25 protein-coding genes are annotated in these 26,291 nt (G+C 70.1%); 12 read left to right on the plus strand and 13 right to left on the minus strand.

Going from position 1 to position 26,291, the window contains the following annotated elements; genetic code table 11:
- The first annotated feature begins 80 nt into the window (after positions 1-80).
- Positions 81-281, plus strand: coding sequence for a hypothetical protein (locus ACZ6O0_RS17475; protein WP_465765935.1), 201 nt, complete (start codon positions 81-83; stop codon positions 279-281).
- A 51-nt stretch (positions 282-332) separates the two neighbouring features.
- On the opposite strand, the gene moaA is transcribed toward ACZ6O0_RS17475, so the two are convergent.
- On the minus strand, positions 333-1,325 hold the full coding sequence (gene moaA, locus ACZ6O0_RS17480) for a GTP 3',8-cyclase MoaA (RefSeq protein WP_465766424.1): 993 nt from the start codon (positions 1,323-1,325) through the stop codon (positions 333-335).
- 96 nt (positions 1,326-1,421) lie between these two features.
- On the opposite strand from moaA, the gene ACZ6O0_RS17485 reads away from it, so the two are divergent.
- The 3 genes from ACZ6O0_RS17485 (at position 1,422) to ACZ6O0_RS17495 (ending at position 4,841) form a co-directional block, all read left to right on the plus strand.
- Positions 1,422-2,237: an SURF1 family cytochrome oxidase biogenesis protein gene (locus tag ACZ6O0_RS17485; protein WP_465765936.1), complete on the plus strand. Its 816-nt coding sequence runs from the start codon at positions 1,422-1,424 to the stop codon at positions 2,235-2,237.
- Positions 2,128-4,008 carry a glycoside hydrolase family 15 protein gene (locus tag ACZ6O0_RS17490; protein ID WP_465765937.1) on the plus strand — a complete coding sequence of 627 codons (1,881 nt, stop codon included), beginning with the start codon at positions 2,128-2,130 and terminating at the stop codon, positions 4,006-4,008. Before ACZ6O0_RS17485 ends, ACZ6O0_RS17490 begins: the two co-directional genes overlap by 110 nt.
- 77 nt (positions 4,009-4,085) lie before the next feature.
- Positions 4,086-4,841: an SDR family oxidoreductase gene (locus tag ACZ6O0_RS17495; RefSeq protein WP_465765938.1), complete on the plus strand. Its 756-nt coding sequence runs from the start codon at positions 4,086-4,088 to the stop codon at positions 4,839-4,841.
- Positions 4,842-4,844: 3 nt separating this feature from the next.
- On the opposite strand, the gene ACZ6O0_RS17500 is transcribed toward ACZ6O0_RS17495, so the two are convergent.
- Together ACZ6O0_RS17500 and ACZ6O0_RS17505 are read right to left on the minus strand one after the other, a co-directional pair.
- Positions 4,845-5,315: a carboxymuconolactone decarboxylase family protein gene (locus ACZ6O0_RS17500; protein ID WP_465765939.1), complete on the minus strand. Its 471-nt coding sequence runs from the start codon at positions 5,313-5,315 to the stop codon at positions 4,845-4,847.
- A 62-nt stretch (positions 5,316-5,377) separates the two neighbouring features.
- Entirely contained in the window at positions 5,378-6,469 is a 1,092-nt protein-coding gene (locus ACZ6O0_RS17505; RefSeq protein WP_465765940.1) for a DNA polymerase domain-containing protein, read from the minus strand.
- Between the two features lie 168 nt (positions 6,470-6,637).
- Between ACZ6O0_RS17505 and ACZ6O0_RS17510 the strand changes: the two genes are divergently transcribed.
- From ACZ6O0_RS17510 to ACZ6O0_RS17535, 6 genes are all read left to right on the plus strand, one after another.
- Positions 6,638-8,233: a M4 family metallopeptidase gene (locus tag ACZ6O0_RS17510; RefSeq protein ID WP_465765941.1), complete on the plus strand. Its 1,596-nt coding sequence runs from the start codon at positions 6,638-6,640 to the stop codon at positions 8,231-8,233.
- A 102-nt stretch (positions 8,234-8,335) separates the two neighbouring features.
- Positions 8,336-10,063 (plus strand): NAD(P)/FAD-dependent oxidoreductase, encoded by a 1,728-nt coding sequence (locus ACZ6O0_RS17515; protein WP_465765942.1) that lies wholly within the window; start codon positions 8,336-8,338, stop codon positions 10,061-10,063.
- A complete protein-coding gene (locus ACZ6O0_RS17520; protein WP_465765943.1) occupies positions 10,056-11,438 on the plus strand; it encodes an adenylate/guanylate cyclase domain-containing protein in 1,383 nt (460 codons plus the stop codon). Before ACZ6O0_RS17515 ends, ACZ6O0_RS17520 begins: the two co-directional genes overlap by 8 nt.
- A gap of 81 nt (positions 11,439-11,519) precedes the next feature.
- On the plus strand, positions 11,520-13,913 hold the full coding sequence (locus ACZ6O0_RS17525) for a lamin tail domain-containing protein (RefSeq protein ID WP_465765944.1): 2,394 nt from the start codon (positions 11,520-11,522) through the stop codon (positions 13,911-13,913).
- A gap of 69 nt (positions 13,914-13,982) precedes the next feature.
- Positions 13,983-14,405: a peptide-methionine (R)-S-oxide reductase MsrB gene (msrB, locus tag ACZ6O0_RS17530; protein WP_465765945.1), complete on the plus strand. Its 423-nt coding sequence runs from the start codon at positions 13,983-13,985 to the stop codon at positions 14,403-14,405.
- 48 nt (positions 14,406-14,453) lie between these two features.
- Entirely contained in the window at positions 14,454-16,490 is a 2,037-nt protein-coding gene (locus tag ACZ6O0_RS17535) for an AAA family ATPase (RefSeq protein WP_465765946.1), read from the plus strand.
- Here the strand turns inward: ACZ6O0_RS17535 and ACZ6O0_RS17540 are convergent.
- From ACZ6O0_RS17540 to hemE, 5 genes are read right to left on the minus strand one after another with little or no spacing between them, the layout of a single operon-like run.
- Entirely contained in the window at positions 16,487-16,864 is a 378-nt protein-coding gene (locus ACZ6O0_RS17540; protein ID WP_465765947.1) for a VOC family protein, read from the minus strand. The genes ACZ6O0_RS17535 and ACZ6O0_RS17540 overlap by 4 nt on opposite strands.
- A 5-nt stretch (positions 16,865-16,869) precedes the next feature.
- Positions 16,870-17,568, minus strand: coding sequence for a hydrogen peroxide-dependent heme synthase (gene hemQ / locus ACZ6O0_RS17545; protein WP_465765948.1), 699 nt, complete (start codon positions 17,566-17,568; stop codon positions 16,870-16,872).
- Entirely contained in the window at positions 17,565-18,974 is a 1,410-nt protein-coding gene (gene hemG, locus ACZ6O0_RS17550; RefSeq protein WP_465765949.1) for a protoporphyrinogen oxidase, read from the minus strand. The genes hemQ and hemG overlap by 4 nt, the downstream gene beginning before the upstream one ends.
- Positions 18,971-19,468, minus strand: coding sequence for a GNAT family N-acetyltransferase (locus ACZ6O0_RS17555; RefSeq protein ID WP_465765950.1), 498 nt, complete (start codon positions 19,466-19,468; stop codon positions 18,971-18,973). The genes hemG and ACZ6O0_RS17555 overlap by 4 nt, the downstream gene beginning before the upstream one ends.
- On the minus strand, positions 19,455-20,519 hold the full coding sequence (gene hemE / locus ACZ6O0_RS17560) for a uroporphyrinogen decarboxylase (protein WP_465766425.1): 1,065 nt from the start codon (positions 20,517-20,519) through the stop codon (positions 19,455-19,457). The genes ACZ6O0_RS17555 and hemE overlap by 14 nt, the downstream gene beginning before the upstream one ends.
- Before the next feature lie 227 nt (positions 20,520-20,746).
- Between hemE and ACZ6O0_RS17565 the strand changes: the two genes are divergently transcribed.
- A complete protein-coding gene (locus tag ACZ6O0_RS17565) occupies positions 20,747-21,355 on the plus strand; it encodes a DUF3000 domain-containing protein (protein ID WP_360380164.1) in 609 nt (202 codons plus the stop codon).
- Entirely contained in the window at positions 21,352-22,617 is a 1,266-nt protein-coding gene (locus tag ACZ6O0_RS17570; protein WP_465765951.1) for a ribonuclease D, read from the plus strand. Before ACZ6O0_RS17565 ends, ACZ6O0_RS17570 begins: the two co-directional genes overlap by 4 nt.
- A gap of 6 nt (positions 22,618-22,623) precedes the next feature.
- Here ACZ6O0_RS17570 and ACZ6O0_RS17575 read toward each other — a convergent pair whose 3' ends face one another.
- From ACZ6O0_RS17575 to ACZ6O0_RS17595, 5 genes are all read right to left on the minus strand, one after another.
- A complete protein-coding gene (locus tag ACZ6O0_RS17575) occupies positions 22,624-23,109 on the minus strand; it encodes a VOC family protein (RefSeq protein ID WP_465765952.1) in 486 nt (161 codons plus the stop codon).
- 64 nt (positions 23,110-23,173) lie between these two features.
- A complete protein-coding gene (locus ACZ6O0_RS17580; protein WP_465765953.1) occupies positions 23,174-24,376 on the minus strand; it encodes an MFS transporter in 1,203 nt (400 codons plus the stop codon).
- Positions 24,373-24,963: a winged helix-turn-helix domain-containing protein gene (locus ACZ6O0_RS17585; protein WP_465765954.1), complete on the minus strand. Its 591-nt coding sequence runs from the start codon at positions 24,961-24,963 to the stop codon at positions 24,373-24,375. The genes ACZ6O0_RS17580 and ACZ6O0_RS17585 overlap by 4 nt, the downstream gene beginning before the upstream one ends.
- A gap of 98 nt (positions 24,964-25,061) precedes the next feature.
- Positions 25,062-25,550 (minus strand): glutathione peroxidase, encoded by a 489-nt coding sequence (locus ACZ6O0_RS17590; RefSeq protein WP_465765955.1) that lies wholly within the window; start codon positions 25,548-25,550, stop codon positions 25,062-25,064.
- Entirely contained in the window at positions 25,547-26,224 is a 678-nt protein-coding gene (locus ACZ6O0_RS17595; protein WP_465765956.1) for a dienelactone hydrolase family protein, read from the minus strand. The genes ACZ6O0_RS17590 and ACZ6O0_RS17595 overlap by 4 nt, the downstream gene beginning before the upstream one ends.
- Positions 26,225-26,291: the final 67 nt, after the last annotated feature.

The following is a 26,291-nucleotide window of genomic DNA, read 5'->3' on the forward strand; positions in this document are numbered from 1 at the left end:
CGGCTCCCCCCGTGGCTGTCCGACGTCGCTTCATTTTCCCCACTCTTTTGATTATTGAGTAATCAGGAATAGGCCGGCAGATGAGCGACGAAGCCCTTCCGGCCGTCTGCTCCGCGAAGGGTTGCGGACAGCCGGCCACGTGGGCGCTGCGCTGGAACAACCCCAAGATCCACACACCTGACCGGCGCAAGACCTGGCTGGCCTGCGACGAACACAAGGAGAGCCTGTCGGACTTCCTGGCCCGCCGGTCATTCCTGCGTGAGGTCGAGCCTTTCTCCTAAGTGTTAGGCCGCACCGAAAAAGTACATTTCCGGATTGGGCCGGTATGGCGCTCAGCCGCCGATCGCGGACATCGGCCGGGTGGGTTGCAGGAAGCTCGGGTCGTTGATGCCGTGGCCGGGGAGTTTGTTCCGCATCGCGCGCCGCCACCGGTCGGCCAGTTCGGCGTCGTCGGCCCCCGATCGCAGCGCCGTCCGCAGGTCCGACTCGGTGCGCGCGAACAGGCAGTCGCGGACCTGACCGTCGGCGGTCAGCCGGACCCGGTCGCAGTCACCGCAGAACGGCCGGGTGACCGAGGCGATGATGCCGACGGTCTGCGGACCGCCGCGGACCAGGAACAATTCGGCCGGCGCACTCCCCCGGGTCGACGCATCGACCGGGGTCAGGCCGAAGCGGCCGTCGAGCTGCTCGTGGATCTCGTCCGCCGTGATCATGGTGGCGCGGTTCCAGCCGTGCTGGGCGTCCAGCGGCATCTGCTCGATGAAACGCAGCTCGTAACCGCGTTCCAAACAGTAGTCCAGCAGCTCTGGCGCCTGCTGATCGTTCACACCGCGCATCAGTACGGCGTTCACCTTCACCGGGGTCAGCCCGGCGACGTGCGCCGCCTCGAGCCCGGCCAGCACATCCTTCAACCGGTCCCGGCGGGCGAGCTGGACAAAAGTGTCCGGCCGAACCGTATCCAGGCTCACATTCACCCGATCCAGACCGGCGTCCTTGAGGGCCTGCGCCTGCCGGGCGAGGCCGATCCCGTTGGTCGTCAGCGACACCTCGGGCCGTGGTGCGAGTTCCGTCGTCCGCGCGACGATGCCGACGAGCCCCCGGCGGAGCAGCGGCTCACCGCCGGTGAACCGGATCTCCCGCACGCCCAGGTGGGTCACCGCGATCGAGACCAGCCGGACGATCTCGTCGTCGGTGAGCAGCTCCGGCTTGGGGAGCCATTCCAGGCCTTCCTCGGGCATGCAGTAGGTACAGCGCAGGTTGCAACGGTCCGTGAGCGACACGCGGAGGTCGGTGGCGACCCGGCCGTACCGGTCCGCCAGGCCCATCTGGGTCGTCTCGTCCGTTGCTGTCACGGCTCCAGCCTACGTGCCGGGGGCGGGTGGTTTCAGGCTATGGCTTAAGTTCGAGATGTGCGTCGCCTGATGAATGTCCGCTGGATCGCCGCCGCGCTGGCCGTCCTCGTGCTCGCCGGAGTGTGCGTCCAGCTCGGCCGCTGGCAGTTGCACCGCCTGGACGAGCGCAAGGCCCGCAACGACGTCACCCGGACCAATCTGGCCGCTCCGCCGGCGCCGCTCGACCAGATCGTCGGCCCGCAGGGCGTGGTCGGCGACCAGCATGCCTGGCGGACCGCGGTCGTCACGGGCACGTTCGACGCCTCGAAGCAGATCGTCATGCGGTACCGCAACGTGAACGACCGGCCCGGTTTCGAGATCGTCACCCCGCTGCGCCTGGCCGACGGCAAGGCCGTGCTGGTCGACCGCGGCTTCCTGGCCCGGCAGGGCGCCGAGCTCGCGCCGCTCTCCATCCCCGCCACACCGACCGGCCAGGTCACGATCACCGGCCGGCTCCAGCGCAGCGAGCGCGGCGGCCACACCACCGGCGGCATTCCGGACGACGGTACGGCGCGACTGATCAACGGACCGGACTTCGCCAAGGCCCTCGGGCTGAACCTGTACGACGGCTACCTGACCGTGGACAAGCAGGAGCCGGCCAACGACCCGGCGTTCGGCGCGTTCCCGGGGCCGGAGATCGACGACGGGCCACACTTCTTCTACGCGCTGCAGTGGTTCTTCTTCGCACTGTTGGCGCTCGGCGGACTGGTCTACTTCTCCAGACAGGAAGTACAGGGTGACAAGCCAGCAGACGGCGCAGCAGGCGACAGCGCAGCAGACGACGGGCCAGCACCCGGATCCCCGGCGGCGTCCCGGCCCGAAGCGCGGGCCGGAGCGGCGGATTGAGGACTACGCGCTGATCGGTGACCTGCAGACTGCCGCACTGGTGTCCAAGCAGGGCTCGATCGACTGGCTGTGCCTCCCGCGGTTCGACTCCCCCGCCTGCTTCGCCGCGCTGCTCGGCACCGACGACAACGGCCACTGGCGGGTCGCTCCGCGCGATGCCGACGCGGTCAGCAGCCGGCACTACCGCGACGACACGCAGGTCCTGGAGACCGAGTGGTCGACGGACACCGGCTCGGTCCGGGTGATCGACTTCATGCCTCCCCGCGACGCCGCGCCGGACATCGTCCGGATCGTCGAAGGCATCAGCGGGACCGTGGAGATGCGGTCCGAGCTGCGGTTGCGGTTCGACTACGGTCACGTCGTTCCGTGGGTGCGGAACCTGAACGGCCAGGTGGTCGCGATCGCGGGTCCGGACGCGGTGTCGTTGCGCTCCGACGTCCACCAGTACGGGCGGGACTTCGCGACGTACGCCGATTTCCGGGTCTCGGCCGGGGACCGGGCCTGGTTCGTGCTCACCTGGCACCCGTCGCACCACCCCGTGCCGGAACCGACCGACGCCCTCGCGGCCCTGGAACCGACCGAGACGTTCTGGACCGAGTGGATCGCCCGCAGCAAGGGCGCGAACGGGTTCGGCGAGGAGGTCACCCGGTCGATCCTCACCCTGAAGGCACTCACCTACGGGCCGTCCGGCGGCATCGTCGCGGCGCCGACCACCTCGTTGCCCGAGTCCCTGGGCGGGCAGCGCAACTGGGACTACCGGTACTGCTGGTTGCGGGACGCAACGATGACGCTGTCCGCGATGCTCCGCGCCGGGTACGCCGATGAGGCAGTCGCCTGGCGCGACTGGCTGCTCCGCGCGATCGCCGGCTCGCCCGACGCCGTCCAGATCATGTACGGCGTGACCGGCGAACGCCGGCTGTCGGAGTTCGAGGCCGACTGGCTGCCCGGGTTCGGCGGGTCGGCGCCGGTGCGGATCGGGAACGCGGCCGCCGACCAGTTGCAGATCGACGTGTTCGGCGAGGTGATGGACGTCCTCGCGCTGGCCCGCGAGACGCAGATCGGGTCGACCGACGAGGCCTGGGCGGTGCAGCGCGGGCTGATGCGCCACCTCACCGAGGTGTGGGACCAGCCCGACGAAGGCATCTGGGAGGTCCGCGGCGGGCGCCAGCACTTCACATACTCCAAGGTGATGGCCTGGGTCGCGTTCGACCGGGCCGCGCGGGCGGTCGACCGGTACGGACTGGGCGGTCCGGCCAAGCAGTGGCGGGCGCTGGCCGAAGAGATCCATCGCGACGTCTGCGCGAAGGCGTTCGACGCCGACCGGAACACGTTCACCCAGGCCTACGGCAGCAAGGCGCTCGATGCCGCCGTACTGCTGATCCCGCAGGTCGGGTTCCTGCCGGCGAGCGACCCGCGGGTGGTCGGGACCGTCGAGGCGGTGCAGCGGGAACTGACGTCCGACGGGTTCGTCCGGCGGTACCTGACCGAGCACACCGACGACGGGCTGGACGACGACGAGGGCGTGTTCCTGATCTGCTCGTTCTGGCTGGCCGACGCGCTGGCGATGATCGGCCGGGTCGGCGAGGCCCGCGACCTGTACGAGAAGCTCGTTGCCCTGCGCAACGATGTGGGACTGCTCTCGGAGGAGTACGACCCGGCCACCGGCCGGATGCTCGGGAACTTCCCGCAGGCCTTCTCGCACCTGGGCCTGGTGAACACCGCCTGGCACCTGACCACGGCCGAGTCCCCGCTGCGGCGGTCGGCGTACTAGACCACTCGGTAGTCCTTGCTGTCGGCTACGAAAACCGCCGAGGTGCGCGACGGACAGTGGTGAGGCAGGATGGGACCGTGGACCTCGGACTGCGCGATCGCACCTATATCGTCACCGGCGCCAGCGCCGGACTCGGCTTCGCCACCGCGAAAGCCCTCGCGGCCGAAGGCGCCCGGCTGGTGATCTCCAGCCGCAACGAGGAGGCGATCACCCGGGCCGCCGCCGAGCTCGGCGAGAACGTGGTCGGCATCCCGGTCGACAACGCCGCCCCGGACAGCGCCGAGCGGCTGGCCGCGACCGCGATCGCCAAGTGGGGTGCCCTGCACGGTGCCCTGATCAGCGTCGGCGGGCCCCGGCCGGGCACGGCGCTCGACAGCGACGAGGACGACTGGCGGGCCGCCTTCGACAGCGTCTTCCTCGGCGGTCTGCGGATCGCCCGCGCGGTCGCACGAGCCGGCTCGGACGGTACGTCGATCGCCTTCGTGCTGTCGTCGTCGGTGAAGTCTCCGATCAACGGACTGGCCATCTCCAACGGCCTGCGCCCGGGCCTCGCGATGGTCGCGAAGACCCTGGCCGACGAGCTCGGCCCGAACGGCACCCGGGTGAACGGCCTGATGCCCGGCCGGATCGCCACCGACCGGCTGAAGGAGCTCGACGGCAAGGGTGGCGACTCGGAGGCGGCCCGGCGCGCCTCCGAGAAGACCATTCCCCTGCGTCGTTACGGCGATCCCGACGAGTTCGGCCGGGTCGCCGCCTTCATCCTGTCCCCCGCCGCGTCGTACATCACCGGGACGATCATTCCGATCGACGGCGGGGCCTTGCGGACGATCTAGCCGTCAGCCCCACTGGCCGGGGACGTAGTCGCCGGCCGGCTGCTGGGTGATGACGTTGAGGCGGTTCCAGGTGTTCATGACGGCGATCGTGCACACCAGCGCGGTGAGCTGGTCCTCGTCGTAGTGCTTGGCCGCGTTGGCCCAGACCTCGTCACTGACACCACCGGCGGCGTCGGCGATCCGGGTGCCCTGCTCGGCCAGCTCCAGGGCCGCACGCTCGGCCTCGGTGAAGACCGTCGCCTCGCGCCAGGCCGCGACCAGGTTCAGCCGGACCGCGGTTTCGCCGTGCTCGGTGGCGTCCTTGGTGTGCATGTCGATGCAGACCGCACAGCCGTTGATCTGGCTGACCCGGAGCTGCACCAGCTCCAAGGTGGCGATCGGCAACGACCCCGCGACCGCAGTGCTCGCCGACACGATGTGCTTGACGAACTTGGGTCCGATCGTGCTGGCCGCGTAGTTGAAACGGGCGTCCATAGGTGCTTCTCCTTGCCGTGCTGACTGTTGACGCCCTTCCGACGAGACAGCCCGGCGAAGTGTCAGTCCGGCGCGATGCGGTTGCCCTGCTCGTCCCAGTGCTCGGCGACCTTCTTGCTCGGCTGGACGCGGGGCGGCTCGCCCGGCATCTTCGGGTAGTCGGGCGGGAAGTTCAGCTCGCCGCCAGGCAGCTCCTCCCACAACCGCAGCGGCGCGTCGAGCGGGTACGCCGTGTCGTCCATGTCCGCCCAGGGATCACCGTCGGCGAGGTAGTCCGGAACCGTGTGCAGGTTGAAGGCCCGCGGGTCGTCCACCTCGGCGAGCCGGTCCCAGGTCATCGGCGTACTGACCGGCGCGCCCGGTCGCGGTCGCAGCGACCAGGCGCCGGCGACCGTGCGGTCCCGGAGGTTCTGGTTGAAGTCCAGGAAGATCGAGGCCTCGCCGCGTTCCTCCTTCCACCAGGCCGTCGTCACGCCGTCGTCGCGGCGCTCGAGCTCACGGCCGAGGCCGATCGCGGCGTGCCGGACCTCGTCGAAGGACCACTCCGGCCGGATCCGCACGTAAATGTGGATCCCCCGGTTGCCGCTGGTCTTCGGGTATCCCCGGAGGCCCAGCTCCTCGAGCAGTTCACGGGCGACGCCGGCCACCCTCCGGGCGTCGGCGAAGGTCGCGCCGGGCTGTGGATCGAGATCGAGGCGCAGCTCGTCGGGGTGGTCGAGATCGTTGCTGCGCACGGCCCACGGGTGGAAGGTCAGCGTGCCCATCTGGGCCGCCCACACCGCGGCGGCAGGCTCCGTCAGGCACAGCTCGTCGATCGGGCGGTCGTTCGGCGTCAGGACGCGGCAGGTCCGGAGCCAGTCGGGCGCGCCCTTGGGGAGGCGCTTCGAGTAGAAGCCGTCCCCGGTCTGCCGACCGATCGAGTCCACCGACAGCGTCATCCCCTCGCGCCACCCGCCGGGCCAGCGTTCCAGAGCGACCGGACGGTCGCCGGACGCTCGCATGAACGCGGGAGCCACACCGATGAAGTACTCGCAGACCTGCAGCTTGGTGACCTCCGGAGCCCAGTCGGTCGCCTCGTAGACAATCCGGTCGGGGCTGGAGACCCGGACCTCGCGGCCTCCCACGGTGACCATCACCGCTGTGCTCTTCGCCATGCCGCGACGGTATCGCCCCGTACCGACCAAAGCGTGGAATTCCCCGCGAGGCTGCAGGAAAGGCAACTTTTCTCCACCTCTGGCCACGCCCGGTGACCGGGCGGTAACGTTCCAGCACCTCGTTCCTGGGGCGTGAGGCCCCCGGGACACCTGAGAAGGAGCACGAGGATGAACAGATCCGCCCTGTTCGCCGCTGCCACCGCAGTGGCGACCACTACCGCCCTCGGTCTGTCCAGTGCCACCACCGCCACGGGTGCGCCGACAGCAGACCCCGTCCCCACCCCGGCCGCGGCTGTCGCCAAGGCCAAGGCCGCGATCGACAGCCATCTCACCGCCCTGAGCGCGACCACGGCCGACGCGTTCGTGGTCAAGGACGTCATCGTCGACCCCGACGGCGCCAGCCACGTCCGGATGGACCGGACCGTCGGCGGCCTCCAGGTCCTCGGTGGTGACGTGGTCGTCCACCAGGCCAAGGACGGCAGCTTCAAGAGCGCCAGCCTGACGCTGACCCGCAGCGCGAACGTGAACCGGACGCCGAAGGTCAGCGTCGCCACCGCCACCTCGAAGGCGCTGGCCAAGGGCCTGAAGGCCGAAGGCAAGCCCGCGCTGGTGATCGAGGCCCGCAAGGGCGCCCCGCGGCTGGCCTACCTGGTCACCACGGTCGGCACCCAGGCCGACGGTACGCCGAGCCGCATCACCACGACCGTCGACGCCCTGACCGGCGCCAAGCTCGTCAGCGAGCAGCACATCGAGACGGCGACCGGCGACGGCCAGAGCCTCTACAGCGGGACCGTGCCGCTCGACACCACGCCGGCCACCGGCGGCTTCACGCTGACCGACCCGGCCCGCGGCAACGGCTACACCGCCGACGCGAACAACAAGACCGACTCGATCCTCTGCCAGCTGTTCGGCCTCGGCTGCCCGACGCCGACGCGCTTCACCGACGCGGACAACCACTGGGGCACCGGCACCACCGCGAGCCGGGCCACCGCCGCCGTCGACGCGCACTACGGCGCCGCGACCACGTTCGACTACTACAAGAACACCCACGGCCGGAACGGCATCTTCAACAACGGCAAGGGCGTCCCGAGCCGGGTGCACTACGGCACCAACTACGTGAACGCGTTCTGGGACGGCAAGCAGATGACGTACGGCGACGGCGACAACGTCGTCGCGGGTCCGCTCGTGTCGATCGACGTGGCCGGCCACGAGATGTCCCACGGCGTCACCTCGGCGACCGCGAACCTCACCTACTCCGGTGAGTCCGGCGGCCTGAACGAGGCCACCAGCGACATCTTCGGCACCCTGGTCGAGTTCTACTCGAACAAGGCCGCCGACCCCGGCGACTACTACATCGGCGAAGAGATCATGAAGGACCGGCCGGCGCTGCGGTACATGGACAAGCCGAGCAAGGACGGCAACTCCCCCGACTGCTGGTCCTCGGGCGTCGGCAACCTCGACGTGCACTACTCCTCCGGGATCGCGAACCACTTCGCCTACCTGCTCGCCGAGGGCACCGGTGCGAAGACGATCGGCGGCCTGCCGCACAACTCGCCGACCTGCAACGGTTCGGCCATCACCGGGATCGGCCACGACAAGCTCGGCAAGATCTGGTACCGGGCCCTGACGACCTACATGACCACCGGTACGACGTACGCCCAGGCCCGGACCGCGACGCTGAACGCGGCCACCGACCTGTACGGCGCGAACAGCACCGAGCGCGCGACGGTCGCCGCCGCGTGGTCGGCGGTCAGCGTCAACTGACGGTTCGAGCTTCGCCGGTCCTGTCCCACTGGGGCGGACAGGACCGGCGAACAAGCGTTTTGACCATTGCCCACGGGTCCGGCCGCACCTACCGTCACAAGCATGGGTGGGGATCCCGGGGAACTGAACAAGCTGCATCGCGCACGGCCGTTACTGCTCGTCGTCGACGCTGACCCTGGGCGTCTGGACCGGTGCGAGACAGAGCTGGAACGCGGCTTCGGCGCCGACTTCCGGGTGCGCGGCGAGCCGTCGGCCGCCGGTGCGCTCGACTCCCTACGGCGGGCACACGATGCGGGACAGCGGGTGGCCATCGTGCTGGTCGACCATGCCATTCCGGACGAGCAGCGCGCCGAGATCTTCGCGGCGGCCCGGACGCTGCATCCCGACGCCCGCCGGGCCTTGCTGATCGAGTGGGGTGCGTGGGCCGACCGGACGACGGCCGCCGCGATCCTGTCCGCGATGTCGGTGGGCGACATCAACTACTACGTGCTCAAGCCGTGGATCGCGCACGACGAGCTGTTCCACCGAACGGTGGCGGAGTTCGTCCAGGAGTGGTCGCGGTACGAGGTCGCCAACTGGCGTGAGGTGGTGGTGATCGCCTCGGTCGACTCGGTCCGGGGTCAGGAGGTGCGCAGCCTGCTCGCGCGCAACGGCATCCCGAGCGCGTTCCGGAACAGCGGTTCGGACCTGGCGAACGACGTCCTGGAGTACATCGGGGAACCGGATCCGGGCGACGGTGTGCTGGTGTGGATGTCGGCGGTGGGTGGCGCCGTCCTGCACGATCCGACGGACGTGGAGATCGCCGAGGCCTGGGGTGTGTCGACGACGTTGGCCGAGGGCGAGGACCCGTCGTTCGACGTGCTCGTGATCGGTGCGGGTCCGGGCGGGCTGGCGGCGGCTGTGTACGCGTCGTCCGAGGGATTGCGGACATTGGTGGTGGAGCGGGAGTCGATCGGCGGGCAGGCCGGGACGAGCTCGCTGATCCGCAACTACCTCGGCTTCTCGCGCGGGATCCGGGGGTCGGAGCTGGCGCAGCGGGGTTATCAGCAGGCGTGGGTGTTCGGTGCGCACTTCGTGCTGATGCGGACGGTGGAGAAGCTCGAGAAGCGGGACGGCCATTTCGTCGCCGTCATCGGTGGCGTGGGCGAGGTGACCGCGCGTGCCGTCGTACTGGCGACGGGCGTGTCCTACCGGCGGCTCGACGTACCGTCGCTGGAGAAGCTGATGGGGACCGGCGTGTACTACGGCGCCAGTGTGTCGGAAGCCCATGGTTTGAAGGGTCTTGACGCCTGTGTGGTCGGTGGCGGGAACTCGGCCGGCCAGGCGGTGCTGCACCTGGCGCGGTACTGCCGGCACGTGACTCTGGTGATCCGGGGCAAGGATCTGTCCGCGAGCATGTCGCAGTACCTGATCGACGCGATCGACGCCGCGCCCAACGTGACCGTGCGCGCGTCCAGCGAGGTCGTCGGTGGTACCGGTGAGGGACGGCTGCAGGAAGTGACGCTGCGGGATCGCGAGACCGGCGCCGAGGAGACGCTGCCCGCCAACGGGCTGTTCGTGATGATCGGCGCGGTGCCGGGGACGGGCTGGCTTCCGGCGGAGGTCGGGCGGGAGGCGCACGGATTCGTGCTGACCGGCTCGGACGCCGCCGAGGATCCGCAGTGGCACGAGGACCGGCCGCCGCAGCCGTACGAGACGACCGTCCCGGGGTTGTTCGCGATCGGGGATGTGCGCAGCGGTTCGGTCAAGCGGGTGGCGTCGGCGGTGGGCGAGGGCTCGGTGGTCGTGTCGCAGATCCACACCCATTTCAAGGTCTCGTCGGATGCCTGAACGGCGGTTCGTCTACACGCCGGCGATGATCGCGCTGACCTCCCTGGTGCTGCTGGTACCGCTGGCCGGTCTGGTCCTGCTGCGGCGCGAACCGCGGCTCGACGTGCATTGGGAGCACCATCCGTCGCATTTCTGGCTGGTGCTGATCACCGCCGGAGCGAGCGCCGTACTGGCCTATATGACCGGTGTGGCGGCGCTTCGGCGGGGTGATCCGCGGGTGCTGCTCGTGTCGCTGGCCTTTCTGTCGGCAGCCGGGTTTCTCGGGCTGCATGCGCTGGCCACGCCGAAGGTGTTGCTGGACACACCGAACGCCGGGTTCACGCTCGCGACTCCGGTCGGTGTGGCGCTGGCGTCGGTGTTCGCGTTCCTGTCCAGCCTGAATCTGACGGGCGAACGGGCGGTGGCGGCCGTCCGGTGGGGGCGCCGGCTTCGGGCCGGGCTGCTGACGCTGATGGCGTTGTGGGCGGCGGCGTCCGTGCTCCGGTTGCCGCCGCTGCACGCCACGTCGGTGCCCGAGACTGCCGACGGCATCCTCACGGCGCTCGCCGTACCGGCTGTGTTGTTGTACGCGACCGCGGCGGCGCTGTACCTGCGGACGTGGTGGGAGCGGCCGTCGCTGATGCTGCTGTCGATGATCGCCGCGTGGGTGCTGCTGGCCGAGGCGATGATCGCGCTGGTGTTCGCCCGGAACTGGGCGCTGTCGTGGTGGGAGTGGCACGTGCTCATGCTCGCCGCGTTCGTCCTGGTCGTGGCCGGCGTGCGGATCCAGTGGTACGAGGAGCGGTTCGCGGACCTGTACATGGAGGACACCATCTCCGGGCAGCGGGAGCTGAGCGTGCTGTTCGCGGATCTGCAGGGGTTCACGACCTTCTCCGAGAAGCACGGCTCGGCCGAGGTCACGGCGATGCTGAACACGTACTTCCAGGTCGTCGTCCCACCGGTCGTACGGCGACACGGCGGCGACGTCGACCGGATCATCGGCGACGCGCTGATGGTGACCTTCAACAAGCGCGGTGACCAGCCGGACCACGCGGCCCGGGCGGCCGCGGCGGGGCTCGCGCTGCAGGAGGCGGCGACCGCGGTCCAGGCGGCACACCCGAACTGGCCGCCGTTCCGGGTCGGGATCAACACCGGCATCGCGTCGGTCAGCCTGCTCGGGACCGAGGGCGGGCGGACCCACACGGTCATCGGCGACACCGTGAACGTGGCGTCCCGGATCGAGGGCGAAGCGCCCGGCGGTGGCGTCGCCATCGGACCGGCGACCAAGGCGCTGCTGCCGGACGCCGTCACCGAGTCGCTGGGGCTGATCGAACTCAAGGGGAAGACCGAGCCGCTCGAGGTGCACCAGCTGCTCGCACTGCACGCCCGCGAATGATCACCCGTGCCTTCGGCGCGCATACCGGCTGTTCACGTGTTGGACCTTGGACAGGCAGGGTCCCGGTGTGACAATCCGGCCATGTCTGCCCAGATCCGATCACGGCGCCGCCTGGGCGCCCTCGTGGTCACTTCCAGTCTCGTCTTCGCCGGGGTGGCCGCGTTCGTGGCCCGGCCGGCCGCGGCCGCGTCCACCGACGTGGTCATCACCGAGGTGTACGGCGGCGGCGGCAACAGCGGCGCACCGTACACCAACGACTTCATCGAGCTGACCAACAACAGCTCGGCCCCGGTCGACGTGAGCGGCTGGTCCGTCCAGTACGCCTCGTCCACCGGCACGACGTGGCAGGTCACGAAGCTGACGGGCAGCATCGCCCCGGGAGCGGCGTACCTCGTCCAGGAAGGCGCCGGCGCGGGGAACGGCGCACCGATGCCGACCCCGGACGTCGCGGGCACGATCATGATGGCGGCGGGCGCCGGCAAGGTCGCGCTGGTCACCACTCAGACCGCGCTCGCGTGTGGCTCGGCCTGCCACGCCGACCCGTCCGTCCGCGACTACGTGGGTTACGGCACCGCGGCGAACGACTCCGAGACCACACCGACCGGCACGCTGTCGAACACGACGTCCGCGGCGCGGATCGACCCGACGAAGGACACCGACAACAACAACGCCGACTTCGCCGTCGGCAACCCCTCGCCGGGCACGCTGACCTCGACGCCGACCGAACCGCCCGTCGACGCGAAGATCCACGACATCCAGGGCGCCGCGCACCTGTCGCCGCTGAACGGCAAGGTGGCCCAGAACGTGACCGGTGTGGTCACCGCGAAGACCACCAACGGGTTCTGGTTCCAGGACCCGCAGCCGGACAACGACCCGGCGACCAGCGAGGGCCTGTTCGTGTTCACCAGCTCCGCGCCGACGGTGTCCGTCGGTGACGCGGTCACGGTCAAGGGCACGGTCGCCGAGTTCCGCCCCGGCGGCTCCGGCGGCACCGACAACCTGACCACCACGGAGCTCACCAACCCGACCGTCACGGTCACCGGCACCGCCGCCGTACCGGCTCCGACGATCGTCGGTCCTGGTGGCCGGGTGCCGCCGTCGACCGTGATCGAGGACGACTCCAACGGTGACGTGGAGACCACGAGCACGGCGTTCGACCCGGCCAACGACGGCCTCGACTTCTGGGAGTCGCTGGAAGGGATGTGGCTGGGGATCGACCAGCCGCAGGTCACCGGGCCGACGAGCTCGTTCCGCGAGCTGTCCGTCGTACCGGCCGGGTCCGGGGTGCGGACCGTGCGCGGCGGCATCCTGCTGCAGAAGACCGACAGCAACCCCGAGCGTGTGCTGCTCGACGACGTGCTGGCGCCGATCCCGGACGCGAAGACCGGGGACAAGCTGGCCGGCGTGGTCACCGGTGTCCTGGACTACTCGTTCGGGAACTTCAAGTTCCTGCCGACCGTGACCCCGACCGTGATCGACGGCGGCGTGACGCGGGAGACGACGCAGAAGTCCTCGCCGCTGCAGGTGTCGGTGGCGACGTTCAACGTGGAGAACCTGGACCCGTCCGACGGTGACGCCAAGTTCGACGGGCTGGCTCAGGCGGTGGTGAAGAACCTCGCCGCGCCGGACATCATCGGCCTGGAGGAGGTGCAGGACAACGACGGCGCCACGAACTCCGGCACCACCGCGGCCAACGTCACCCTCGACCTGCTCGTCGCCGCGATCCAGAAGGCGGGCGGACCGACGTACGCCTACCGCCAGATCGACCCGGTCAACAACATGGAGGGCGGCGAGCCGGGCGGCAACATCCGGGTCGCGTTCCTGTACCGGACCGACAAGCCGGTGAAGTTCGTCGACCGCCCGGGTGGCGGCTCGACGGTCGCGACCACAATCACCACCGACCGGTTCGGCCGGCCGCACCTCAGCTCGTCGCCGGGCCGAGTCGACCCGGGCAACACGGCGGCCTGGGACGCCACCCGTGTCCCGCTGGCCGGCGAGTTCACCTGGCACGGCCAGAGCCTGTTCGTGGTGGTCAACCACTTCAGCTCCAAGGGCGGCGACGACCCGCTGTGGGGCCGGTTCCAGCCGCCGGTGCAGGTCACCGCGGCCAAGCGGCACCTGCAGGCCCAGGCGGTCCGCGGGTTCGTCGACCAGATCTTCGCCAAGGACACGGGCGCGAACGTGATCGTGCTCGGCGACCTGAACGACTTCGACTGGTCCGAGACCGCGGACATCCTGGTCGGGTCCGGCAAGACCGCGCTGATCGACATGCCGCGGACCCTGCCGCTGAACCAGCGCTACAGCTACGTGTTCGAGGGCAACAGCCAGATCCTCGACCAGATCCTGATCTCGAAGAACCTCCAGCCGGCCTCGACGTACGACGTGGTCCACATGAACGCCGAGTTCCCGGACCAGATCAGCGACCACGACCCGCAGGTGGTGCGGGTCATCCCGCTCCCCTCCTGGGTGCGCTGATCGATCACGGGAGTCTTACGTACGGCGCCCGGCCGGGGTTTTCCTTGGCCGGGCGCCGATACTGGAGTCGTGACAGATGACACCAAGCAGTACGCCGTAACCAAGTCCGAGGCGGAGTGGAAGGCGCAGCTCTCCCCCGCCGAGTTTCACGTGCTGCGCAAGGCCGGGACCGAGCGGCCGTTCGTCGGGGAGTACACCGACACCAAGACGGTCGGTGTCTACAAGTGCCGGGCGTGTGACGCGGAGCTCTTCCGGAGCGAGACCAAGTTCGACTCGCACTGCGGCTGGCCGTCGTTCTTCGCGCCGCTGGCCGAGGACCGGGTCCAGTACATCGAGGACAGCACCCTGGGCATGAAGCGCGTCGAGGTCCGGTGCGCCAACTGTGGCTCCCACCTGGGCCACGTCTTCGAGGGTGAGGGCTACGGAACCCCCACCGACCTGCGGTACTGCATCAACAGCATCAGCCTCAAGCTCGAGCCGGCCTCAGCCTGAGGCAGGGATGTCCGGGCGTCGGCCGCTGACGCACTAAAGTTAGCCGGCGTGGCTGACGACACCTGGAGACCGCGCGTTCTCGACGTCCTTGCTGCCGACCAGCCCTGGGAAGTGCCGACCGACTGGCTGGCCGGTGTCCGCGCCCAGCTGCGCGCCTGGGCCGACGATCCGAACACGCTGCGGCCGGCCGCCTTCCCCGACTTCGTCAACGGAACGCCGGCCGCGGTGTGGTTCACCCATCAGGTCGCGCCGCTGCTGACCGGCTGGATCCCAGTTCTGCACGGCGAGTACGCCGATATCGCGGCCGAGCTCACGCGGGACTTCTACCGGCCGGCGTACCGGTTCGGCGGTGCCGGCCACGTGGTCCGGGTCGCGGAGACCGATTGGCCGCTGCAGGCGGTGTCGGGAGCGCGCAGCTTCCCCGAGCCGGCTCGTCGGCAGGCACTGCAATTGTCCCGGGACGTGGTCAGCCTGTTCGTCGACGCGCCGCCGATGGCTGCGCGGGCCCGTGTCCTGACCACTGCGTTCGACCGAGTGCTAGCGGACCGTGAGGTCACGCGCATGCACACTCTCGCGGACTACGAGACGATCGCTCAGTTCTGGCGGACTTCCGCGCTCAGCGACCACGAGCGCACGGTGCTGCCGGAGCTGGCCGGGCCGGCGGCGGCTCTGCACTACTCGCTCAGCACGCTGCAGGACGCGCATACCAAGCTGGTGATGGCGGTTCCGGACGATCGTGCCGGGGACTTCGCGCAGCTGATGGCCCAGCTGATCCTGGTCGCCGGGCTGGAGGGTCTTCCGCCGGCCGTGGGTCAGGTCATGGGCGGCGCCGGGTGGGACGTCGTGAACGCGGTCGCCGATACCAAGGACGACTTCGAGCCGGCTGCCTGGCTGGCCGGGAACACCGAGTGGCTGGCCCGCGCGGTGCGCCAGGACCAGCAGGTACTCGCGCGCACCTGGGCCGCGGCCGCCACCCGGGTATCGGTCCACGTGGCCGGTGTCCTGTCCGACGCACCGTGGCCGGACCCAGAGGTCCCGGACCTGGCCGCCTTCTTCCGGGTCCTCCACGCCGACCAACCAACTGAGACCGCACCGCAGATCACACCTGAGCCTGAGCCTGAACCTGAACCTGTACCCGAGCCTGAGCCAGTGGCTGAGGTTGTGCCTGAGCCTGCGCCGGCCGTCGCACCCCAGCCGGAGCCTGAGGAGTTGGTTCTGCCGGGGGCGACCCCCGGGGACAACCCGCTCGCGGAGCTGGACACGTTGATCGGGTTGGACTCGGTCAAGGACGCGGTCCGGCGGATGGTGGCCGAGGTGCGGACCAATCTGCGCCGCAAGGAGCTCGGCCTGCCGACGCACGAGCGCGCCCGGCACATGGTGTTCGTCGGCAAGCCCGGTACGGCGAAGACCACGATCGCCCGCCTGCTCAGCCGGATCTACAAGCAGCTGGGCGTGCTCGAGCAGGGCCACGTGGTCGAGGTCGACCGGTCCGACCTGGTCGGGTCCAGCGTCGGCCAGACGGCACCGATGACCGCGGCCAAGTTCCGCGAGGCGATCGGCGGGGTGCTGTTCGTCGACGAGGCCTACACCCTGGTGCCGGAGAACAGCCCGGGCGACTTCGGTCTCGAGGCCATCACCACCATCCTGAAGATGATGGAGGACCACCGCGACGACTGCATCGTGATCGTCGCCGGGTACCACCGCGAGATGCAGCGGTTCATGGAGTCCAACACCGGGCTGGCGTCGCGGTTCCCGAAGCTCCTGTCGTTCAGCGAGTACGACAACGACCAGCTGATCGCGATCTTCGAACTGCAGGCCAAGCAGAAGGGCATGGTCTACTCCGACGACGTCCTGGCCATGGTCCGCAGCGTCATCCCCCCGGCTCCCCGCAGCCACAACTTCGGCAACGGCCGGTTCATCCGGAACGTGCTCGAGGAAGCCATCTCCAATCAGGCGACCCGGCTGTCCACGCGCGACGCCGACAGCCTCACCGAGCGCGACCTGCGCGAGCTGCTCCCTGAGGACGTCAAGCCGCCCACCTCGATGCGTGCCGAGGACTACCTGTTCCAGAAGCCGGGGACCTAGATCGGCGTCGCCAGGGCGACCGGGTTGCCCTCCGGGTCGGAGATGTAGGCCTGGCGCTCGCCCCACGGCATGGTCGCCGGCTCCTGCAGCACCCGGTACCCGGCGGCCCGGAACGATTCCACCTCGGCGTCGACGTCGTCGACGTACACGAAGAGCTCGAAGCGCGGCGCCGTACCGACCGTGATGCCGAGCTGGGCTTCCGGCCAGCTCGTGTCGGACAGGCCCAGCGAGGAGTCGCCGCGCTCGAGGCCGACGTAGTGCGGGTCGCCCTCGAGCGGGAACTGGTACGTCGACTCGTAGCCGAGCAGCGCGTAGAACTCGACGGACCTACGGACGTTCGTGACGTACAGCACCGGGAACGCCTTGCGGTGCACCACTGTCAGGCCAGGTTCGCGACCAGCTCGCCGAGCTCGGTCCGCTTGCCGGTGTAGAACGGGGTCTCCTCGCGGACGTGCCGCCGGGCGGTGGACGCGCGCAGGTCGCGCATCAGGTCGACCATCCGGTGCAGCTCGTCGGCCTCGAAGGCCAGCATCCACTCGTAGTCGCCGAGCGCGAACGACGCCACCGTGTTCGCCCGCACGTCCGGGTAGGTGCGCGCCATCTTCCCGTGCTCGGCCAGCATGAACCGGCGCTCCTCGTCCGGCAGCAGGTACCACTCGTAGGACCGCACGAACGGGTACACGCAGACGTACGCCCGCGGCTCCTCGTCGGCCAGGAACGCCGGGATGTGGCTCTTGTTGAACTCCGCCGGCCGGTGCAGCGCGAACTGCGACCAGATCGGAACCAGGTGCCGCCCGAGCCGCGACCGGCGCAGCGCGTGGTACGCCTTCTGCAGCGCGTCCGAGGTCGGCGCGTGCCACCAGATCATGAAGTCGGCGTCGGCCCGGAACCCCTCGACGTCGTAGATCCCGCGGATCACCACGTCGTCGTCGGCCCGCAGCTTCGCGAGCAGGTCGGACAGCTCAGCCGTCAGCTCGTCCCGGTCCGCGTCCCCCAGCGGCGTCTCGACCTTGAAGACCGACCACAGGGTGTACCGGATCACATTGTTGAGTTCACGAGCTTTCGGCTTCTCCGTCACGGAGCCATTGTCTCCAATGTGGCCAGATGAGCCTGCACCCGGGTGGCTGCCTGGCCACCTGACGCCACACAGGCGGCGATCCCGACACCCCGGTACGCCGCTCCGCACACCGCCAGACCGGGCTCCGCCGCCACGGCCGCCTCCACCCGGTCAACGCGGTCCAGATGGCCCACGGCGTACTGCGGAAGCCCACCACCCCACCGCGTCACCAGAGACCCGACCACGGGCGCCTGCAGACCCATGGCACGCCCGAGGTCCGCGGTAGCGAGTGCCACCAGCTCCTCGTCGGACCTCTGTAGCACGTACTCCTCACCGAGCCGTCCGACCGAGGCACGCAGTACCGCCAGCTCTCCCCCGGCCTCGCTGGACCACTCCCACTTCGCGTGCGAGTACGTCGACGCCTTGATCGTCCGCCCCTCCACCGACGGCACCAGGAACCCGGATCCGGTCGCGTCGGCCGGCCAGTCCCTCTTCCGGACCGCCAGTGTCACGATCGCCATGCTCGCGTACTCGATCGTCGCCAGCTCGGTCGACGCCGCGGGCACCAGCTCCGCCAGCATCCGGGCCGCGGGGGTCGCCGGTACGGCCACGATCACGGCGTCGGCCTCGATCAGAGTCGGCGCCGGCACCGGGCCGGCCTCCAGCGCGTAACCACCCGCCGTCCGCGTGATCCGCCGCACAGCGAGCTTGCGCCGGATCTCGACACCGCGAGCCGTCAGGTCCTTCTCGAGCGCGTCGACGAGCCGGTTGATCCCGCCCACGATGCCCGCGAACACCGGCTGCCCGGCCCGGCTCTTCCCCGCGTCGCGCAGCTCGGCCGTGGCCGCGAGCAGGCTCGGAGCGGTCCGCAGCTTGGCGTAGAGCTCCGGCACCGCGGCCGCCAGCGAGATCTCGTCGGCCTTGCCGGCATACACTCCGCCGAGCAGCGGATCGATCAGCTTGTCCGTCACCGCGTGACCCATGCGTTCCGCGACGAACCGCCCGATCGCGACGTCCTCGGTGAGCTCCGGCGCCGGCAACTCCGCCTCGTGCGCCACCTCCGCGGCCGCCGAGGATCCGAGTACGTCGGCAGTCGCGGCCGGATCGACCGGGACACCCATGATGGTCGGCGGGATCGCCCGGATCCTGTCCCCGACCCACAGCCCGGCCGACGTCGACGCCGGATGCACCACCTCGTCGCCGAGCCCGACCGCGCGGATCAGGTCGACCGCCTCCGGCCGCCGGGCCAGCACCGACTCGGCGCCGAGGTCGACCGGCACCCCCTCGAGCTCAGCGCCCGCCAGCTTGCCGCCGAGCCGCGGCGATCCCTCGAGCACGGTGATCTGTGGCGGATTCGGCCCGGTCGCGAGCGCATGCGCGGCCGCCAGCCCACTGATCCCGCCACCGACCACAACGACCCTGCTCACGCGTCCTCCACGATCAACTCGTACGCCGGGCCGCCGCCTGTCGTCTCGCCCACCCGTTGGAACCCGGCCCGCGTCAGCACCGCCTGCGAGGCCAGGTTCCGCGCCGAGGTCCCTGCTCGCAACGTCGTCAGCCCGTACCTCGCCGCCGCGAGTCCGACGATCGCGCGCACCGCCTCCGACGCCAGTCCCTGCCCCGCCGCCTTCTCCGCGATCCGGTAGCCGAGTTCGGCCGAGCCGTTCTCGATGTCCACCAGATTCACCCGCCCGACCACCGCACCCGAGCTGTCGACCAGGACGTGGAACTGGCACGTCCCGGCGTCCTGCTCGACCAGGAGCGCCTGATGACGGGCCGCGAACGACGTGAAGTAGTCGTCGCCGCGGTCCTGGATCCAGGAGGCGAAGTACGCGCGGTTCTCCCGCTCGAAGGCGAGCACAGGCTCCGCGTGCGCGGCGGTGAGACGCTCCAGCGTCACCTCGTGGTCAGGCAGGTACACGGGCCGACTTCGCCTGGACGTACTTCACGATGCGGGTCAGGACCTCCGGGTCGGCGTCCGGCGGGACGCCGTGGCCGAGGTTGAAGATGTGGCCGGGCGCGGCCTGCCCCTCGGCGAGGATCCGGTCGATCTCGGGCTCGAGGGCGTCCCAGCCGGCGAAGAGCAGCGCCGGGTCCAGGTTGCCCTGCACCGGCTTCGGGCCGGCGCCGGCCGCCGTGATCCGGCGTACCGCCTCGTCCAGGGGGACCCGCCAGTCGACTCCGACGACGTCGGCGCCGGCCGCGCTCATCAGGCCGAGCAGCTCGCCCGTGTTCACGCCGAAGTGCACCCGCGGTACGCCGTACGACGCCATCGCGTCGAAGACCTTGGCCGAGTGCGGCTGGACGAACCGCTCGTAGTCCCGCGGCGACAGCCCACCCGCCCACGAGTCGAAGAGCTGGATCGCGGAGGCTCCCGCCTCGACCTGGACCGACAGGTACGCGATCGCCACGTCGGCCAACCGGTCCGCGAGCGCGTGCCAGAGCTGCGGGTTGCCGTGCATGAGCGCCTTGGTCTTGGCGTGGTCCTTGCTCGGCCCGCCCTCGACCAGGTACGACGCGACCGTGAACGGCGCGCCCGCGAACCCGATCAGCGGGGTCCCGCCGAGCTCGGAGACGAGCTGCCGCACAGACTCGGTGGTGTACGGCACGTCGGCCGGTGTGACCGGGCGGACCGTCGCGAGACCGGCCGCGTCGCGGATCGGGTCGGCGACCACCGGGCCGACGCCGGGCTTGATCTCGATGTCGAACCCGACCGACTTCAGCGGCAGCACGATGTCGGAGTAGAAGATCGCCGCGTCGACGCCGTAACGGCGGACCGGCTGCAGCGTTATCTCGACGACGAGGTCGGGACGCATACAGGACTCGAGCATCGTGGTCCCCTCGCGCACCGCGCGGTACTCCGGCAACGCGCGCCCCGCCTGCCGCATGAACCACACCGGCGTGTGCGGTCCGGGCTCGCCGCGGGCCGCGAGCAGGAAGGGGGAACGGGCGGTCGCGGGAGGTGGTGTCAACGGCACACAGCGATGATCCCACGCTGCCGCTAGCCCCTGATGCGGTGGTCTCGGGGCCTCCCGGCCTGGACTGAGGAGCGCAGGGAGCGAAGCGACTGGAGCGACGAGGGAAGGCCGGGAACCAAGGCCCCGGGACGCGCCGTGGCGAAGGCGCGGCCATCCCACACCGCCTGTTACCGGCGCGTCGTCACAGGCGTCGGTGAGTAATCAGTCGTAGGCTGCGAAGCATGGGTGCCCGCAAGCAGGTCGACGCGCCACCCGCGGAGTTCGCCGAGGCAGTGTCGCAATTGCGCGGTGCCCGGTTCCGGCCCGAGGTATTCGTCGAGGAGATGCCCGCACCGCAGCGGATCGCACCGCATGCGGCGGCGGTCAGCGCCGACGTGACGGTCGACGGCGACGACATCGCCACCGGCCGGCTCGTCATCCTCTACGACCCGGACGGGAACGACGCCTGGCAGTCGACCTTCCGCTGTGTCGCGTACGTGCGTGCCGCCGTCGAACCGGAGATGGTGACCGACGCGCTGCTCGGTGGCGTGGGCTGGACCTGGCTGATGGAGGCGCTGACCGACCGGGGTGCCGACTTCCTGGCTCCGAGCGGTACCGTCACCAGAGTGGTATCGGAAAGCTTCGGCGGCATGGCCGACGACGACGCGACGGCGGAGATCGAGATCCGCGCGTCCTGGAGCCCGGTGCCCGGACCTGGTGACGGCGGCAGCGTGGACGTGACCCGGCACGCCGAGGCGTGGGGCGAAGTGCTCTGCACGGCCGCCGGCCTGCCGCCGGTTCCGCCGGGAGTGGTCGCGATGCCGACCCGGCGCGGACAGCGGGGCCGATGAGCCCAGCCGAGACCCAGCAGTCGCCCGTCCCGGACGACCCGATCGCGCACCTGCCTCTGCTCGAGCTCCGCGACGGGCTCTCCGAGGTCGTCGACACCGGCTCCGCGCTGACCGGGGTGGTCGACGCGTTCCGCTCCGGCACCGGCCCGGTCGCCGTCGACGCCGAACGCGCGTCCGGCTACCGCTACTCGCACCGCGCGTACCTGGTCCAGCTGCGCCGCGAGGGCGCCGGCTCCGCCCTGATCGACCCGATCCCGTTCGGCGACCTGTCCGCGCTCGGTGACGCGATCGTCGACACCGAGTGGATCATCCACGCCGCCAACCAGGACCTGGCCTGCCTGGCGGAGGTCGGGATGGTGCCGCGGAAGGTCTTCGACACCGAGCTGGCCGGCCGCCTGCTCGGGTACCCGAAGGTCGGCCTCGCCTCGCTGGTGAGCGAAGTCCTGGGCTACCGGATGCGCAAGGAGCACTCGGCCGCCGACTGGTCCACCCGCCCGCTCCCCGCGCCCTGGCTCGTGTACGCCGCTCTGGACGTCGAGATGCTGATCGAGCTGCGCGACGCGATCGAGCAGGAGCTGCGCCGCGAAGGTAAGTGGGACTGGGCCGCGCAGGAGTTCGCCGCCATCCTCGAGGCTCCGCCGCGGGAGCCGAAGCCCGACCCGTGGCGACGGACGTCCGGCATGCACCGGGTCCGCAACCGCCGGAGCCTGGCCGTCGTCCGGGCGTTGTGGGAGGCCCGCGACCAGATCGCCGAGTCCGCGGACATCTCCCCCGGCCGGATCCTGCCGGACGCCGCAATCGTCGAGGCCGCGTCCGCGATGCCGGCCGACCGGGACACGCTGCAGCGACTGACCGCGTTCAAGGGCCGCGGCGCGCACCGGCACATGCGGACCTGGTGGGAGGCGATCGACCACGCGCGCCGCCTGCCCGAGTCCGAGCTCCCCAAGCAAGGACCGCGGTACGACGGCCCGCCGCCGGCCCGCGCCTGGGCCGACCGGGACCCGGACGCCGCCGCCCGCTTGTCGGCCGCGCGAGCGGCGGTTTCGGAAATCGCCGAGGCGCACCGGCTGCCGACCGAGAACCTGCTCTCCCCCGACACGATCCGGCGCCTCGCGTGGTCACCGCCGCCCGATCTGAGCCTCGACGTGGTGACGACGTTCCTGCGCGAGCACAACGCCCGCGGCTGGCAGATCGGCCTCACCGCCGAGACGCTGACCGAGGCGATGTCCTCCGAGGCCGCGCCCGCCGAACCCCTCGACTGATTGGGCTCAGCCGACCGGCCGGAACAGCGAGCTCTGCACGTACTCCAGCGCCTTGGTGAACTTCTCGTCGCCGAACCGGCGGCCCATCTCGGCCTCGTCGACGTCCTCGATCCGGGTCTGCAGCCAGTACAGGTTCCCGAACGGGTCGTGCACCCGCGCCACGACGTCGCCCCAGAACAGATGCGTCGGCTCGGTCACCACCGTGCCGCCGGCCGCGACCGCCTGCTTCAGCGTCTCCTGCACGTCCGGCACGTACAGCCGCAGGAACGCCGGCGTCGCCGGCCAGTCCGGCTTGTCGAACATCATCACCACCGAGTCCCCGATCCGCATCTCGGCATGCCCGATGTTCCCGTTCGCGTCGACCACCCGCCCGCCCAGATCCTCGGCATCGAACGCGGCCGCGAGGAACTCCATCAGCCCCGCGGTGTCATGTCCGATGATCCACGGCGTCACCGAGTGGTATCCCTCGGGGATCGGGTTCACAGTCGTCATGATTCCTGCTCCTTCACGATCGGTTACCCCCACGCTAGAAGCAGATCAGGACAGGTTCTGGCCGCTATTCCACGCTGACGGCCGGCTTCCGGCGGAGCTGGTCGCCAAGGGTGAGAACGATCTGGAGTGCGCCGAGCAGGATCACCGTCGCGATGATGACGAAGATCGTGCGGTAGCTCAGCAGGCTGACGAGCAGGCTGCCCAGGGCCAGGGAGATCGCCTGCGGGGTGGACAGCAGCACCTCGACCGCGGTCGACACCCGGCCGATGAGGTGGCCGGGCGAACGGCGCTGCATCAATGTCGTGAACGCGACGAACGTCCACGGCAGGCCGAGACCGCAGATCCCCGCGCCGACCAGCACCACCGCGATGGTGGGCGCGGCGGCGCGGACGATGGTGGCGACGGCCAGCGCGATCAGGCCGACCGTACAGCCGGCGACCTCGCCGAAACGGCGTACGACGCGGCTCGCGGTGAGTCCGCCGACGACCGCGCCGACGCCCTGGCAGGTCACGAACACACCGGAGAAGGTCGGCGGTCTGTCGAAGGCGTCCATGAGCGCGTAGATCGACGACTCGAAGAAGCCGATGACGAGGATCGAGATCGCGAGCCCGGCGAGAACGTGGCGGAGCACCCGGTCGCCGACCAGGAAACGGACACCACCGAGGACGTCCTCCCGGAAGGTGTTCCGCACCGGTGCCGGGCTCTCGGTGACCTTGATCGTCGCGATCAGCAGCCCGGCGACGACGAAGCTGGCCGCGTCGACGACCGCCACCAGCCAGCCGCCCGCGGTGGCGAAGATCGCGGCCCCGACCAGTGGCCCGAACAGCCGGTAGCCCTCCTTGATCGTGGCGAGGCTGGAGTTGGCGTCGACGAGGAGCTCGTCCGGTAGCAACTCCTTGAGCAGCCCGTTCACCGCGGCGGGCAGGACCACGAACGAGACGCCGTACAGGAACGCGACTGCCCAGATCAGCCACACGTCGCTCTCGTCCCGCACGAGCACGAGCGGGAGCACGGCCGCCGCGCTGGCGAAGTTCCCCCAGACGAGGATCGACTTACGCGGCAGCCGGTCGACCCAGACACCGAGCAACGGAGCCCCGAGCGCGGGCAGCACCATGAAGAAGAACGTCAGCCCGGCGAGCGCGTTGGAGCCGGTGAGCGTCTTCACCCACATGCTGAGCACCAGCAGCATCACCGAGTCGCCGAGCATCGACGTACTCAGCCCGCCGAACAGGCGCGGGAACCCTGGTTGCGCGAACAGCTTCCTCACGCCGGCTCGACCCCCGGGAAGTACGTCGGCACGCCCCACGCGACGAACTCACACAGCCGCGCACCCGCCGGCCGCTGCCCCGGCTCGGTCAGGCGCTCCACATGCCGGTCGAGCACCGCGTTGATCGCGTCGTTCATCTCCTTCAGCTCGGCCGCGGTCAGCCACGCGACCATCTCGGTGTTGCTGTGCGCCTCGCGCCATTCCTCGGACTCCTCCGGCGCGCGCTGCTGCGCCTCCCGCAGCCGGTCCACCGCGCGACCCATGACCACCTCTGACAGCGCCTGCGCAGCCCGCCGCTCGTCGATCGACCCCGTCGCCTGCTCTTCGTCCCACCGGAATCCGAGCCCCGGCACCTGCCACGGACGCTGCCGGCCCTTGCCACCCGCGGCCTCCTCGACGAACCCGTACTGCGCCAGCTTGCGCAGGTGCCACGAACAGTTCGCCGGAGTCTCGTCCAGCCGGTCAGCCAGCTCGGTCGCCGTCAGCGGACCGCTGATCGACAGCAGTTCGATGATGGCCATCCGCACCGGATGCGCCAGGGCGTTGAGTTCACGCGGGTCGCTGAGGCGACGATGCGGGTTCGGCATGCGTCGAAAGTACTCTTTCGAAAGAGTTGTTGCAATGGAATCCGGCCAAAGAAATCGCCCGCCGCGAGACGCGGCGGGCGAGGTGGCGAGCGGCGGAACTAGGCGGGGAGCTGGGCCTCGATCGCGGTGACGATCTCCTCGGACTGCGGCTCGGTGCGGGGGCGGAAGCGGGCGGCGACGGTGCCCTCGGGGCTGATCAGGAACTTCTCGAAGTTCCACTGGATGTCACCGGCCTCGCCGGCCGCGTCCGGGGTCTGGGTCAGCTCCGCGTACAGCGGGTGGCGGGCGTCGCCGTTCACCTCGAGCTTGTCGAGCATCGGGAAGGTCACGCCGTACGTCGTGGAGCAGAAGGTCTCGATCTCCTCGGCCGTGCCCGGCTCCTGGCCGCCGAACTGGTTGCACGGAGCGCCGAGCACGGTGAAACCGCGGGACGCGTATGTCTCCTGGAGCTTCTCGAGGCCTTCGTACTGCGGGGTCAGACCACACTTCGACGCGACGTTCACGACGAGGACGGTCTTGCCCTTGTAGTCGCCGAGAGAGGTCGGCGCACCGGAAAGGGTCGTCAGCGGGATGTCGTACAGGCTCATGCTGTTCCTTGGGAGGTTGGGAGGTGACGGGCGAGGAAGTCGACGGTACGGCGCCACGCGAGCGCGGAGGCGTCCGCGTGGTGGAAGGCAGGCAGGGGGTTGTCGAACGCGTGACCGGCGTCGGGGTACCGGTGGATCTCGGCGTCGCCCAGCGTCGGGATGATCGCGTCCACGTCGAGATACGTGTCCGCGTCGCCGAAGTGATGCAGGCTGGTCGCCTCCACCTTCGGCGCGAGCTCGGCGAGCTGCTGCAGCGCGGAGCCGTAGTAGCTCACGAGGACGTCGGTCGACGAGGCCGCGGCGACGTTGAAGCCCAGCCCGCCACCGAAGCAGAAGCCGATCACTCCGGCGGCTCGGTCGCGACCGCGCAGGTACTCCAGTGCGGCGACCGCGTCCGAGACGGCCAGATCCCAGTCGAGCCGCCGCACGATCCCCATGGCGCGCTGCAGCAGCTCAGGGTCCGACTCGTCCAGCGAGGTGTCGTCCAGCCGCCAGTAGATCTCGGGCGCGATCACGTAGTACCCGAGCGCGGCGAGATCCGCCGCGCGCTGCTGGATGTAGTCCGAGACCCCGAAGATCTCCTGCAGGAGCAGCAGCCCCGGCGCGTCGCTGTCCGTGGCACCCCACTCGTGGACGGGCATCAACCCTGTACCGGTATCGATCTCCAACGTCACACGGTGAAGCCTACTGGTCGCCTGGGCGTGGCTAGCAGTCCCGTGCCGTAGCGAGCAGGTGCTCGGT

Source organism: Kribbella sp. NPDC048837 (genome assembly GCF_055586945.1).